The 13,464-nt window shown below is 52.6% G+C and carries 10 protein-coding genes; 2 read left to right on the top strand and 8 right to left on the bottom strand.

All coding sequences use genetic code 11. The annotated features are described in order from the left end of the window. Positions 1–92 precede the first annotated feature (92 nt). The 6 genes from ABD949_RS05745 to ABD949_RS05720 form a co-directional block, all read right to left on the bottom strand. Complete coding sequence (locus ABD949_RS05745; RefSeq protein ID WP_345241485.1) at positions 93–1,439, bottom strand: ABC1 kinase family protein; 1,347 nt, start codon at positions 1,437–1,439, stop codon at positions 93–95. Positions 1,440–1,491: 52 nt separating this feature from the next. Next, entirely contained in the window at positions 1,492–2,175 is a 684-nt protein-coding gene (locus tag ABD949_RS05740) for a TetR family transcriptional regulator C-terminal domain-containing protein (RefSeq protein ID WP_345241484.1), read from the bottom strand. An 82-nt stretch (positions 2,176–2,257) separates the two neighbouring features. Continuing rightward, positions 2,258–4,357, bottom strand: coding sequence for a ComEC/Rec2 family competence protein (locus ABD949_RS05735; RefSeq protein WP_345241483.1), 2,100 nt, complete (start codon positions 4,355–4,357; stop codon positions 2,258–2,260). Next, positions 4,354–4,803: a GNAT family N-acetyltransferase gene (locus tag ABD949_RS05730; RefSeq protein WP_345241481.1), complete on the bottom strand. Its 450-nt coding sequence runs from the start codon at positions 4,801–4,803 to the stop codon at positions 4,354–4,356. The genes ABD949_RS05735 and ABD949_RS05730 overlap by 4 nt, the downstream gene beginning before the upstream one ends. Positions 4,804–4,809: 6 nt before the next feature. Then, positions 4,810–6,135, bottom strand: coding sequence for a M43 family zinc metalloprotease (locus ABD949_RS05725; RefSeq protein WP_345241480.1), 1,326 nt, complete (start codon positions 6,133–6,135; stop codon positions 4,810–4,812). Continuing rightward, positions 6,116–7,066, bottom strand: a complete 951-nt coding sequence (locus ABD949_RS05720) for a PhoH family protein (protein ID WP_345241478.1) — start codon at positions 7,064–7,066, stop codon at positions 6,116–6,118. The genes ABD949_RS05725 and ABD949_RS05720 overlap by 20 nt, the downstream gene beginning before the upstream one ends. Positions 7,067–7,437: 371 nt before the next feature. Here ABD949_RS05720 and dnaB point away from each other — a divergent pair, with 371 nt between their 5' ends. Further along, positions 7,438–9,015, top strand: a complete 1,578-nt coding sequence (dnaB, locus tag ABD949_RS05715) for a replicative DNA helicase (protein WP_345241476.1) — start codon at positions 7,438–7,440, stop codon at positions 9,013–9,015. A 79-nt stretch (positions 9,016–9,094) separates the two neighbouring features. Here dnaB and rlmD read toward each other — a convergent pair whose 3' ends face one another. Next, complete coding sequence (rlmD, locus tag ABD949_RS05710) at positions 9,095–10,522, bottom strand: 23S rRNA (uracil(1939)-C(5))-methyltransferase RlmD (RefSeq protein ID WP_345241474.1); 1,428 nt, start codon at positions 10,520–10,522, stop codon at positions 9,095–9,097. Positions 10,523–10,586: 64 nt separating this feature from the next. Here rlmD and ABD949_RS05705 point away from each other — a divergent pair, with 64 nt between their 5' ends. Next, the gene (locus ABD949_RS05705; RefSeq protein ID WP_345241471.1) at positions 10,587–12,833 is read left to right on the top strand and encodes a T9SS type B sorting domain-containing protein; all 2,247 of its coding nucleotides are present in this window, start codon (positions 10,587–10,589) and stop codon (positions 12,831–12,833) included. A 45-nt stretch (positions 12,834–12,878) separates the two neighbouring features. Here ABD949_RS05705 and ABD949_RS05700 read toward each other — a convergent pair whose 3' ends face one another. Next, on the bottom strand, positions 12,879–13,343 hold the full coding sequence (locus ABD949_RS05700) for a CHRD domain-containing protein (protein WP_345241469.1): 465 nt from the start codon (positions 13,341–13,343) through the stop codon (positions 12,879–12,881). Positions 13,344–13,464 lie beyond the last annotated feature (121 nt).

Below are 13,464 nucleotides of genomic sequence, written 5' to 3'. Positions count from 1 at the left end.
CCACAATCGACTGAAAAGACAAATGCAAACTTTGCTTTTCTTCTCCCCTATTCAATCTGCCGGTACTGTAGACGACCAACCTAATTAACGCGTCAGACGCTTGCGTCCTGAAGTTCGCTACGCAGCTTATGCGACAGCAACCAGTCCGGTTTGTGGGTAATCACCTTCGCTTTCAATTCGTTCAGCATGGAGTACAGACCATAATACGTGCGATTGATATACAGGCCATCTTGAGAACCTCTGGCAACTTTCGAGTTCTTCAGTTCTTCGATCTGCGAGAGTTCTTCGGCAAAAGCATACACGCGGTCGAAGTAGGCATCGTCGCCGAAGTCAAACTCCCGGACGCTGAAGGGCAGGCCCAGCATATAGATCATCTGCTTGAACAAATCAGTGAAGAAGGCTTCTTCTTTGGGGCTGTCCCCATCAACCAGGAACTCAAGATTCCGGAAGATCTCCTTAGTTAATGCCTCGTCCTCCAGCGTATCGAAATTAATGAGCCGGAAGTAGTTGTCGTAGAAATAATCCGGGATGACCTTCACACAGCCGAAATCAATTACCCCCATGGTGCCGTCGGCATGCATCAGGAAATTACCGGGATGCGGGTCGGCATGCACCTGCCGAAGGGTATGCACCTGGTAGTTATAAAAATCCCACAGCGCCTGACCAACACGGTTGCGCACTTCCTGCGAGGGGTTCGTTTTCAGAAAATCTTTCAGGTGCAGCCCGTCGAGCCAATCCATCGTCAGAATACGCTTGCTGGATAGTTCCGGGTAGTATTTAGGAAAAACCAGGTTGGGGATGTCAGCGCAGGCTTCCGAGATGGCTACCGAGCGCTTCAGCTCCAGGTCATAATCGGTTTCTTCCAGCAGTTTGGCTTCCACCTCACCCATGTAGCGGTCAATATCCCGTTCGTTCAGGTTCAGCAGCCGCACGGCCAGGGGCTTGGCAATTTTCAGGTCTGAGCTGACACTGTCAGCCACTCCAGGATACTGTACTTTTACCGCCAGCTTTTTATCGCCCTTCCAGGCCTGGTGTACCTGCCCGATAGACGCTGCGTTAACCGCGTCCATCTCGAACCGGTCGAACAGTTGATGCGGTGATTTGCCGAAATACGTCCGGAAGGTTTTCACCACCAGCGGCCCCGACAGGGGCGGAGCCGAGTACTGCGACATAGAGAACTTATCCACGTACGCCCTGGGCAAAATATTCCGGTCCATGCTCAGCATCTGGGCCATTTTCAGGGCACTGCCTTTCAGCTCGCTCAGCGCATCATAGATGTCGGCTGCGTTATCCGAGTGCAGTTCCTCGTTTCCCATACCGGGCTGAACGAGTTTTTTGCTGTAATGCTTGATATAATTGCCCCCCACCTTGATGCCCGCCTTAACAAACTGGCTCGCTCGGGCTACTTTCGAGGTAGGAATATGGTTTTGGGATTTCATAGGGTAGTTAGCTAAGCCTGTAGTCGACAAGTTACCATCGACTAACGACGGGTCACCGGTTTTGATAAATGAATTTGGCCAGATCAAACAGCGAATCCAGTGGGGAACGGCCAATAAGATCAAACGCTGTGTTTACCGCTTTTTCGATGGCTGTGTCCGTCTTTTCAAAGTTCTTGCTCACGTCGCGGATCCAGAAATCCAAAATGTATAGGGTCTGCACCCAGAGACCGTCGGAGTAACGGTCGGTCACAAAGGGCCGGGGTTCTACCTCCCGGCTTTCGCGCCCTTCGGCCAGCAGGTCGCGGGCAAAATCGAAGAAAGCGTCTTTGAACGGGTCCAGCGTGCGACTTCGGGAGACTGTACCCCGCCGGGCCCGCAATACCGGATTCATGTCGGCACGGGCGGTGCCGGACTCCTCGCGCAGACGATTGTAACTGTACGTCACAAAACTGCGCTGGCTTTTCAGCACTTCAACCCAGGTATAATAAAAGGCGAGCAGCTTTTCCCGAACGGAGTAGGTCTGGTACACGGTATCGGCCTCCACCGTTTGCCGGGCTTCCTGAAAGAAAGCCAGCCAGATGTCGGCCTCAATGGCGTCGAACGAAGCGTAGTAGTTGTAAAACTCAACTTCGGGTATTTTCAATTTCTTGGCAAACTGATAAACGGAGGGTGGTTGTCTGCCATGTTCCAAAACGTAATCACTGTACGTTTTGCGGATTTTTTCCAGCGTTTCCATACACTAGGGAAACGGCCGGTTCAGGAAAAAAGTTTTAGTAAAACAGCCATGACAAGGGCATTATCAGCCTTTATTTTTTCGCTTACAGATCAGCCACAAAGGCGCCCTGCTGCCGGACCGAAAAGCACTGAATATTCCGGGTGGCGGCCTCCGCCAGCAACTGATCGGTCAGCGCCGTTTTGTTGGAATCATCGAAAAGAATATGCCGGGCTACAACCCGCCCGTTGAGTTCCTCCCAGGAGCGGAGAGCGTTCCGGCGGATGATGAGGTAATCGACCACCGCCGGGAGTTGCCAGCGTTCGGAGCCATTTAGCCGGTTGACCAGCATAATACGTTTTCCCTGCCAGACCATTAACCGGTAATCACTGGCTTGTAATGAATTGCCCGCGGCTTCACCCGTATCGGTCAGGGCCGAGACGCTGAGGTCCGTTACCCCCCATTGGCCAAAGGTATTCTTGAGATAGAAGTCAAAGGAACGGGGATCTTTTCTCAGATCCAGATCCGTAAACAAGGTAGCTTTGGCCCCTTCGGTCAGGCTTACCGCCGTTTTATGCGGCAGAAAGTGAACCGCCAGCCTGCGCTGGTGTTTCTGCAGGTATTGATCCGTCAGCAACAGCGCGGTCAGGCTCAAGCCCAGAAAACAGGTAAGCCAAAGGTACGTCTTTTGTCTCGTCACCAGCAGGGCTACCCCGCTCAGGATAATCAGATAAATCAGGAGCAGCTGCACCGGCGACAGCCAGAGTCCATCCCAGATGGCGCCCGGCAACTGACCGGTCATCGATACCGCCTGGTTCAGCAGCCAGGCCGTTTTCTGCAATACCCAGCCGGCCCATTCGTTTAGTCCGGGAATCCAGCACACCGCCAGCGTCCCCATTGCCACCGGCAGCAGCACCTGCGATAAGACCATGACCACCGGGTTGGCCAGCAGAAAATACGTGGGAAACTGATGAAAATAGAAAACCGCCAGCGGGAAGGTAGCAAGTTGCGCCACCAGCGCCAGCGCAGTAACAGCCCAAAGCTTGTCGAGCCATACATACCGGCATGAAAGGGACTGATACAAGCCCGACTGCCACGCACCGATACCCGCCACGGCCAGATAAGACAATTGAAACCCGGCCGAAAATAAGGCGTACGGATCGGCACTTAAAATAAAGAAAGCTGAAGCTGCCAGCGTGTTCGGCATACTATGCGTTCGGCCCATCATCCGGGCAATAATCAGCAGCGTCAGCATCCCGGCCGAGCGAAGGACGGGCGGAGAAAAGCCCGTCATTAACGCATAAAACCAGAGGATGAGCAACTGAATTGACCCAAGTAGGTATTTTCCGCCCCGCCGTTTTTCCAGAAAACCCAGGAGAACCGTTAATACCCCAAACAAGATAGCAACATGCAGACCCGATACCGACAGGATGTGTACGGCTCCGGATGCGGCATAGGCCCGGTACTGCTCGGGGTCCACATCATCGCGCACCCCGAGAATCATGGCGTTGATGATACCGTACTCCGACCGGGAACCGACCTGCCGGGTAAATAAGCTATCGGCAAACAGGTTAACAGCGTTAGCCAGCCCCACCAACCGGTTTGGTGGGGCTACACCGAGCACCTGTCGCTGCGGTTGCCTCAGGTATTGCTGGTGGTAGATACCTTTGTAAGACAGAAAACGCTGGTAGTTAAATTCGCCAGGATTCAACGGTGGATCTATAAGACGGGGGGTACCTTCCACCAGCCAGCGTTCGCCATATTGGGGTAGTGGTATACCCGATTTATCAAGGTAAACAATGACCCGGCCGCTTACGGGTTGATACGTACCACCGACCCGACCCCGCCGAAGTGCCAGTTCCACCCGGTAGGTTTTCGCCCGCTCCTCGGGTTGGTTGGCAATAACGGCTTCATAGGCCTCCAGGGGTAGACTCAGATGAAGGATATTGTCGGAACGGGTGGCTGGGGTGTGGACGTAAGTAATAACCCAGCCCAGGGAAAACAGCAACAGCGTACTACCGATACCCGCGCCGGGACTGAGCGGCTTCCGATCCTGCCGGGCGTTTCTGAATACCCCCCAACCAAACAGGATGGCGCCCCCTATGCCCAGACCGGCAACCCACCAACCCAACTGCGGTTGCCATACATAAAAAAGAATGCCGCCTATCAGGGCGGCTGCGTAGCGGACAAAGGGGGAACCTTTCATAAAACCGGATAGGCGGTTTGGGGCAGCACCATTTTGTAATGCATAATACCGCACTCATCAAACAGGTCGCCCACGGGTTCAAAGCCGAATCCCGTGTACAGCGGCATGGCACTCACCTGCGCGTGCATATACACCAGCTCCGGCTGTGCGTGGTGCCTGAAAACATCATCAAGCACCGCTCTGACCAGCGCCCTACCCACGCCTTGCCCCCGAAAAGCCTGACGAACGGCAAAACGCTCCAGTTTAATGCCTTTGGGAGTTTGCCGCCAACGGGCCGTACCGCAAGGTTCACCATTGGCGAGGGCCAGAAAATGACGGCTGCTTTCTTCGAATTCGTCGTATTCTTCGTCGGCGGGCACCTGCTGCTCCTCCACAAACACCTCCCGGCGTATGGCGAATGCTTTTTCCAGTTCAGCAGGATTGGTAATCAGTAAAACGTCTATCATAAGCAATTAATGAACCAGCAACCGGGCACTTTTTGATTCAGAATCGGTTTTCACTCGCACTACATAAACACCAGTGGGCAAGCCATAGACGGGTACAGTCACACGGACACTCGGATAATCTGTATAAAATAAACTTCGAAGAGGACGACCGTTAATGTCCAATACCTCTACTGTAAATGATTTGAACCCTGTAAATAGAACATCGGCCTCGGTTTCAATGGTAGCCGGATTTGGTGAAATTCGCAGGGTTAAAGCTTCTGCCTCAGGCAAAGCCAAAGCAGAGTTGATAAGCCGTCGCCGGCGTGGACTCACTGCTAAAACCGTACGCATCCGATCTCGCTGACCTTTTGTAAACAAATTCATGCAGCGGTCCGGTGAATAATCCATGTAGTTTTCAATCTGGTCACGAGTACGTACGCCATTACAGGTAGAAAATGTTTGGGTACACTGCGTCGTCTTGTTCTCCCGTTCGGTGGGCGGAGTATCGGCCACATAATCATCCCCGCATACATCATCTCCCCAGGTATGGATCAACCCCAACCAGTGTCCTACCTCATGGGTGGTAGTCCGGCCACAACAATAGGTTGGATCCGTTACGGCACCTATACGACCAAAAGCACGAAAATCAATAATCACGCCATCAGTAAACTCATTGGTTTCACCAGGCAAACCAGGTAAGGAGCCTCCCCATTCGGGAAACTGAGCCACTCCAAGATAAAATGAGTTTTGAGATCTATCCGATGGTACAACCCAAATATTTAAATAGCGATCGCTTGGCCAATACGCAATCTGCGACAGGAGAACATCATCCTTAAATACATCATAACTTGCTTTGACGTTGAAGTGACGCGTTATACCTGTGGAGGGACGGCCAGTAGGATCTGCCTGGGCCAAAACGAATTCGATACCTGTATCAGCACCAATTGGATCAGTATTGTATCCAGGAGTGCCTTCCATCCGACGATAATCTTCATTTAATACTTGAATCTGAGAGATTATCTGCTCATCTGAGATGTTCGGGTTATTAGCTCCGCCAATAAAACCAGACGTGTTATTATGAATAACATGGACCACAATCGGAATCCGGTATACAGTTTCGCCGGTCCGGCTTTGGGCTTGTAACTCTTTAAATTCCAGTATTTTCTGGTTTAAGGCTTCTACATTATGCCGACGGAGCGGATTTCGCCGTTGTAAGACCTGCTCATACTCCACATGGGCACACCGCTTCACCTGTGCATCAGGTAATGACTGACCACTAACAGACAGCAAAGAGCCGGCCAGCCATAGGCCGCCGGCTCCCAAAAACAACTTATTACTGACCCGCTTCTTCATAGGCGGCAATGATCTCTTTAACTAACCGGTGACGAACCACATCGCGTCCATCCAGTTCAACGAAGGCGATGCCTTTTATATTTTTTAAAATATCAACCGATTCGATCAATCCTGACTTCTGCTTGTGAGGCAGGTCAATTTGCGACCGGTCGCCGGTGATGATCGCCTTGGAACTGGGGCCCATCCGGGTCAGAAACATCTTCATCTGCATCGGCGTCGTGTTCTGCGCTTCGTCGAGCAAAATAAAAGCGTTGTTCAGGGTCCGGCCGCGCATATACGCCAGCGGAGCGATTTCAATGATCCGGTTCTCTACGTAGTACTTCAGCTTCTCGGCCGGAATCATATCGTCCAGCGCATCGTAGATCGGGCGAAGATACGGGTCAATCTTTTCCTTGAGATCACCCGGCAGAAAACCCAGGTTTTCGCCTGCCTCTACCGCCGGCCGGGTTATAATGATCTTCTTGACCTCTTTATTTTTCAACGCCCGCACGGCAATGGCCACGGCGGTATAGGTTTTGCCCGTACCGGCCGGCCCAACGGCAAACACCAGATCGTGTTTTTCGGCGGCTTCGACCAGTTTTTGCTGGTTGGCCGTTTTAGCCCGTACGACTACCCCTTTGGTACCGTATACCAGGACATCATCGTCGGAAACGATCTCCGGACGGGCCTCCGGCTGGATACCTCCGCTTATATATTCCTTCACGTTCTCGTGGGTTAGTTTACCATACTTCTGATAATGCTCCATCAGCGAGTCCAGAATATCGGTAATACGGGTAATTTCTGGTGTTGTGCCTTTGATGCGGATTTCATTGCCCCGCGAGATGATTTTACTCATCGGAAAGGCAGCCGCTACTTCCTTAATGTTGTTGTTCTCCACGCCCAGGAACTCGGTCAGCGAAACATTCTCCAGCGTGATTACTTTTTCGACCAAATGCTCTATTCGTTTAAAGGTTTATGAAGACTCGTAGTCCGAAATATATCGGGTTTGTCTAACAGTACAACAATTTTTCCCGAAAAATTATTCGATGTGGCGCTACTTTTATATGAAGGAAAAAACAAGTCGGTTTTCATTGATAAATAAGCGAAGGGCGTGTATATTGGCCCCGTCCGCCGATGCTCTCTCCCCTGTAAAAAGATGCGTTTTTTCAACAGCCTGCCGCACTTAAAATTCCGATTTTTTTTCGGCAGCGTTACTCATTTTACAATCAGGTTGTTGAGCGTATCAAGTTACCGAAATGCCAGCCCTGGTACGGTTCCCTGTCTTGCCTTATGTAACAGCGTTTGCTTATACTTGCGTTAGCCATGGAAAACGCCCGCCCAAACAACAATTTCCGTAAACCCCCTACCAGCCCAGGAGGCCGTCAGCAAACCAGCAACCGCTGGCTCGATACCGGTTTAGGAAAATTACCTCCGCAGGCTATTGATCTGGAAGAGGCTGTACTGGGCGCGCTGATGATCGAAAAAGATGCGCTCTCGGCCGTTATCGACATCTTAAAGCCGGACAGCTTTTATAAAGAAGCCCACCAGCGGATCTACAACGCGATTCTGACGCTTTTTTCCGACTCCGAACCGATTGACCTGCTGACGGTTACGTCTCAACTCCGAAAATCCGGAGAAATTGATGTTGTTGGCGGTGGCGGCTACATCACCGACCTGACAACTCGGGTAAACTCGGCGGCTAATATCGAGTACCACGCCCGGATCATTACGGAGCAGGCCCTCAAGCGGTCGCTGATTACCATGTCTTCCGAAATCCTGCGGGATGCCTACGAAGACACCACCGACGTATTCAACCTGCTTGATAAAACGGAGCAGTCGCTATTCCGAATTACCGAGTCCAATATCCGGAAGAATTATTCCGATATGAGTACCATCGTCCGCCAGGCTCTGAACGAGATGGAGACGAAGAAAAACCAGCAGGGCTTAACGGGGGTGCCATCGGGCTTTACCAACCTTGACCGGCTTACTTCGGGCTGGCAACCTACCGAACTGATCATTCTGGCGGCCCGGCCGGCGATGGGTAAGACTGCATTTGTGGTCTCGGCACTGCGAAACGCGGCCGTGGATCATGGCAAACCGGTGGCGATCTTCTCGCTCGAAATGTCGTCGGTGCAGTTGGTTAACCGTCTGATTTCGGCCGAAGCCGAAATCGACAGCGAGAAAATCCGCAAGGGTACCCTGGCTCCGCACGAATGGACGCAGCTTCACCATAAGATCCAGCGTCTGACGGAAGCGCCCATTTTTATTGATGATACCCCTGCCCTATCCATTCTGGAGCTACGGGCCAAATGCCGGCGCTTAAAGGCCCAGCACGACATTCAGATGGTTGTGATTGACTACCTGCAGTTGATGACGGGTGATACCACCAAAGGCGGAGGCAACCGTGAACAGGAAATTGCTTCCATTTCGCGGGCACTGAAAAACCTGGCTAAGGAGCTGAACGTACCCGTAATTGCACTGTCGCAGTTGAGTCGGGCCGTCGAAACGCGGGGGGGCGATAAGAAGCCTCAGCTTTCTGACCTTCGGGAATCCGGTTCCATCGAGCAGGATGCCGATATGGTTATGTTCCTCTACCGGCCGGAATACTACAACATTACCCAGGACGAAAACGGCAATTCAACCGCCGGCATTGGCGAGGTTATCATAGCCAAAAACCGGAGTGGCTCACTCGATACGATCCAGCTCCGGTTTGTCAACCGATTTACCAAGTTCTGCGATCTCGACTCGTACTTCGAGCCGGTCCAGACTCCGGGCTTTAGCAGCGATGTCTCCGGTCTGAGCAGTTTTGATGCCCCCCCGGCCGGCGGCACCTTCCGCAGCAAAGCCAACGACCTCTCCAACTTCGGCTACTCCGACCCGAAACAGGAAACGCCTTTTTAGGAGTGATGAGTTATAAGTGATGAGCGATGAGTGGAGCTGTACGCAACCTTTTCACTCATCGCTCATCACTTATAACTCATCACTTTTTTCTCAGCAGCACCACGTTCTCCACATGATGCGTATGGGGGAACATATCTACGGGTTGCACGGCAACGACTTCGTATTTTTCATCAAGCAGATTCAGGTCCCGGGCCTGGGTGGCGGTGTTGCAGCTTACATAGACGATGCGTTCGGGCCCGGCTTCCAGAAGTTGCTGCGTTACGGCTTCGTCCATACCGGCGCGGGGCGGATCGGTGATGACCACGTCCGGTCGGCCGTACCGGTCAAATAACTGCTCGGTCAGGAGGTCTTTCATGTCTCCGGCCAGGAAGGTCGTGTTGGTGATGCCATTCACCTGGGCATTCACACGGGCGTCGTTAACAGCGGTCGCCACGTATTCTATACCCACTACTTCTTTGGCCTGCCGGGCTACAAACAGGGCAATGGTACCAGTACCGGTATACAGATCATAGACCCGGTCGCTGCCGGTTAGCCCCGCCATCTCGCGGGCAATGCGGTACAAGTGATACGCCTGCTGCGAATTTGTCTGGTAAAACGATTTAGGGCCTACCCGAAACACCAGGTCTTCCATCCGCTCTTCGATATAAGGCGTTCCGGCGAAGGTAATCACCTCCTGATCCTGGTAAGTATCATTCTTCTTGGTGTTGATGATGTAATTCAGCGACGTAATCTCCGGGAATTGATTTTGCAGAAATGTCAGCAACTGATGCAGCGTCTCCGGATGGTCCTGCGCTACCTGAAGCGTCACCATTACCTGACCCGTTGAGGCTGTCCGGATAATCAGCGTCCGCAGATAACCAGTGTGGGTCTTCAGGTTATACATCGACAGATTATGCCGCGAGGCATAGTCGGCGAAGGCAAGCCGGATGGCATTCGACGGATCGGGCTGCAGATGACAGTGAACGATTGGCAGCACCTTATCGAACCGCTTCGGCACATGAAAGCCAACCGTCCGCTGGTCGAACACCTGGCCTGATTGCACTTCGGCCTGGGTCAGCCAGCGGCCCTCGGCACAGGTAAACTCCAGTTTATTGCGATAGTAGCGCATCGGTTCGGCCGGCAGAATGGGCTGAATCTCAGGCAGCGTCACTTTGCCGATGCGCGTCAGGTGGTCGATGACCTGCTGGCGTTTGAAGCGCAACTGTTCATCGTACCGGATATGCTGCCACTTGCAACCTCCGCAGGTACCGAAATGCTGGCAGAAGGGTTCCGCCCGTACCTCAGAATACTGGTACACTTTTTCGGCAACGCCTTCGCGGTACTGTTTTTTCCGATTCGTTATCCGAATGTCTACCACATCGCCGGGGGCGACCACGGGGCCACCCTCGCGGTTTTCAACAAAAACAACGCCCTCTGCGGTTCGAACCAGGCACTTTCCTTCGGCGGCAACATCGTCGATCCGCACCTGCTCCAACCGTTCGGGGGTTTTATGGGTCTTGATACGCATAATTGCTAAAAAACCGCTAATTTAAGCATCCGTTCCCGGACGGTAATCATCCTGACCTGACCCAATGAAACAATACTACCCTACTTATGCTGGTAAGTGGCTGATAGTCTACCTGATGATCCTGTTTTCCGCCCAGGCTTTTGCCACGCATATAGTAGGTGGGGAACTGGAGTTTCAAAGACAGCCGGTCGGAAGCGCCTTTACCCACCGTATCAACCTGAATCTTTACTTTGACGACATAAACGGCAACCCGGGTGCCGAGGATGTTACCATCAACGTCTTTGTTTATCGGAAGCGGGATAACGCCCTGATGGGATCTATCGAACTATTCCGCATCAGCAACCAACTGGTCAACTACAGCGTACCCGCCTGCGCCATCAGTAATCTCCGCACCCGGCTTATCAAGTACACCCGGGACGTTACCTTTGCCCAGACATTCAACGATGCCGGCGGCTACTACATGGTTTGGGAGCGCTGCTGCCGCAACGGAACCGTAACCAATATTGTCAATCCGGGCGGAGCCGGTTCTGCCTTTTACCTGGAATTTGCCGCCCCCTGGAACAACCAATCGTCATTTATTAACTCCTCGCCGGTGTTTGGTACCGCCAAAGGGGATTATATCTGTTTGAACCGACCGTTTACGTTTGATTTCAGCGCGAAAGACCCCGATGGGGATAGTCTGGTTTACACCCTGGTAACACCGTATAACGGATTTAGCAACCAGAACCAGCCGAACCCACAGATTTCCAGTCCCGGCCCGTATCCGGGCGTAAACTGGAGCACGGGCATTGACCTGCAGAACGTAATTCCAGGCCCGGCCCCGCTACGGGTAGATAGCCGAACGGGTTTACTGACCGTGACGGCTAACCGGATCGGGCTTTTTGTGTTTTCCGTGCAGGTTGAGGAATACCGGCGGCCGGCACCCGGTGCGGCCCGGCAAGGGATTGGATTGGTTCGCCGGGATTTCCAGTTGCGCGTTATTGAGTGTCCGCTTAATGACGCACCCAGAATTCTGCTGCGGCCCGAGGGACAGAATGCTTTTTACAAAGAAGGTACGGTACTGACCATTTCCGAAAAAGAAGCAAACTGCCTGAGTCTATTAATAACCGACCCGAACCCCAACCAGCGCATCCAATTATTCAACCTGAGTGGCTCGCTGCCGGATCTGAAAATAACCCCCGGCGAATTGCTGACCCGCACCGACCGCGATACCCTCCGCGCCGAATTCTGCTTTGGCCGGTGCGTTGGTCCGGGCGACGGCACTCCCATTACACTAGTTATTCTGGCCACCGACGAAGGCTGTCCGCAGGGACTCTCCGATACGCTGGTCGTCCGGCTCAACATCAGTCCGGACGATAACCGCAAACCCACAGCGCGAACCGACCTGCTGAACAACCGGGGTCAGGTAACAGTAGGCACATCGCTGACCTTCAACGCGTTCGGCACCGATCCCGATAACGATTTTATTACCCTTCAGGCAGTAGGGCGAGGATTCTCGCTGGCGCAGGCAGGAATGACGTTTGCCCCAGTATCAGGTACCGGCAATGTGGCACAAGTGTTTCAGTGGAAGCCGGTTTGTACCCAGGTCGGCAATTACACCGTCGATTTTATTGTGACCGATACCCGGTGTGAGCGGAACCTGCGTGATACCGTGACGGTGCAGCTAACGGCCAGAGGGACTCCCGGCCAGCCGCCCTCAGTAGCAACTACTTTGGGAAAACCGGCCATTGAAATGACGGTCATACCGGGTGGGTCGCCAGAGAGCGCAGTGGTATTTGATGTCCTGGCCAATGATCAGGATCGGGATACCCTGCGTCTGCTGGCCCAGGGCCAGGGGTTTAACTGGCAGGACCTGGGCATGGAATTCACCGATAAAACCGGCTTGCCCACGCTTCAGTCGACATTCCGCTGGAATCCCACCTGTGCCCTTCTCGAAGGAAAAGACGAAGCTACCTTTACGCTCGACTTTGTAGCCGATGACCGGAGTTGTCAGCCCAAAAACAAAGATACCACAACGGTCACCTTCACGCTGAAAAACCTACCGGTTGATTACGACATAACGGTACCCAATGTTTTTACGCCCAATAATGATGGTGTCAATGACTACTTTGCCGTACCGGAACTGCCCCTTGACAACTGTTCGGAGCAGTTCCGATCGGTAGAAATTGTCAACCGATGGGGTAAACGGGTGTATTATTCGACCGACCGGCAATTTAAATGGCTTGGGGAAGACATACCGGCAGGGGTGTACTACTACAGCATCCAGTATACCCGGCGAGTGTATAAAGGCGGAGTAAGTTTATTGAGGTAACCCCACAAGCCGAATACCTGCGAGGTCACCAACTGGTATGCGTTGCTACTGAGTTGGGGTGGCCCGATCAATCTGAAGGGTTCCTCTAAGCTCTCCATCCGGATAGGTTTTCGAGCCGATCAGGACATAGTAGTTGCTAAAAATCAGGTCATTTTCCTGAGCGGGCGTCAACGTTAGAGTTCCCGTTACCGGCGATGTCGCTGAACTGGACAACGGAATTTCAACGGGCCCATTAGTACCCTGAACCGCCCGGTGCAGGTTGATGTACGTAGGGGTTACACCCTGGTGCGTAATGGTATAGGTTAACACCCTGGTAGTTTTATTATATTGTCCTTCAAACCGACCGGTGGCTGAACTGGCATTAGGGGGAAGTACATCCCGTCCACTTAGTGTGGAGACAATGTTTAAGGTGTCACGTAAATCCGGATCATTATCATTTTCGCAGGCGGTAAATGTAAGGGTGCCCACCAAAAAAGCCGGTAATAAGAGCAGGAACGATTTCCGTTTCATAAATGTGGAATTGGGGTAGTCTTCGTGTTTATAGCGCAAGTATACTATTTTTGTTTAGATTCCCGAGTGATGGCCGTTTGGCATTTTATAAACTGGTTTGCCGGTTTTTTTCCCACCAGAA

This window comes from Nibrella saemangeumensis, from assembly GCF_039541915.1.
In the GTDB taxonomy this organism is placed as follows: domain Bacteria; phylum Bacteroidota; class Bacteroidia; order Cytophagales; family Spirosomataceae; genus Nibrella; species Nibrella saemangeumensis.
Note: the sequence above shows the minus strand (reverse complement) of the source record. Positions and strands in the feature narration are given on the sequence as shown.

What these genes read in the sequence shown, in the direction of transcription:
- ABD949_RS05745 (WP_345241485.1), bottom strand. Translation starts at nt 1,439, where the DNA reads ATGAAATCCCAAAACCATATTCCTACCTCGAAAGTAGCCCGAGCGAGC.
- ABD949_RS05740 (WP_345241484.1), bottom strand. Translation starts at nt 2,175, where the DNA reads ATGGAAACGCTGGAAAAAATCCGCAAAACGTACAGTGATTACGTTTTG.
- ABD949_RS05735 (WP_345241483.1), bottom strand. Translation starts at nt 4,357, where the DNA reads ATGAAAGGTTCCCCCTTTGTCCGCTACGCAGCCGCCCTGATAGGCGGC.
- ABD949_RS05730 (WP_345241481.1), bottom strand. Translation starts at nt 4,803, where the DNA reads ATGATAGACGTTTTACTGATTACCAATCCTGCTGAACTGGAAAAAGCA.
- ABD949_RS05725 (WP_345241480.1), bottom strand. Translation starts at nt 6,135, where the DNA reads ATGAAGAAGCGGGTCAGTAATAAGTTGTTTTTGGGAGCCGGCGGCCTA.
- dnaB (WP_345241476.1), top strand. Translation starts at nt 7,438, where the DNA reads ATGGAAAACGCCCGCCCAAACAACAATTTCCGTAAACCCCCTACCAGC.
- rlmD (WP_345241474.1), bottom strand. Translation starts at nt 10,522, where the DNA reads ATGCGTATCAAGACCCATAAAACCCCCGAACGGTTGGAGCAGGTGCGG.
- ABD949_RS05705 (WP_345241471.1), top strand. Translation starts at nt 10,587, where the DNA reads ATGAAACAATACTACCCTACTTATGCTGGTAAGTGGCTGATAGTCTAC.
- ABD949_RS05700 (WP_345241469.1), bottom strand. Translation starts at nt 13,343, where the DNA reads ATGAAACGGAAATCGTTCCTGCTCTTATTACCGGCTTTTTTGGTGGGC.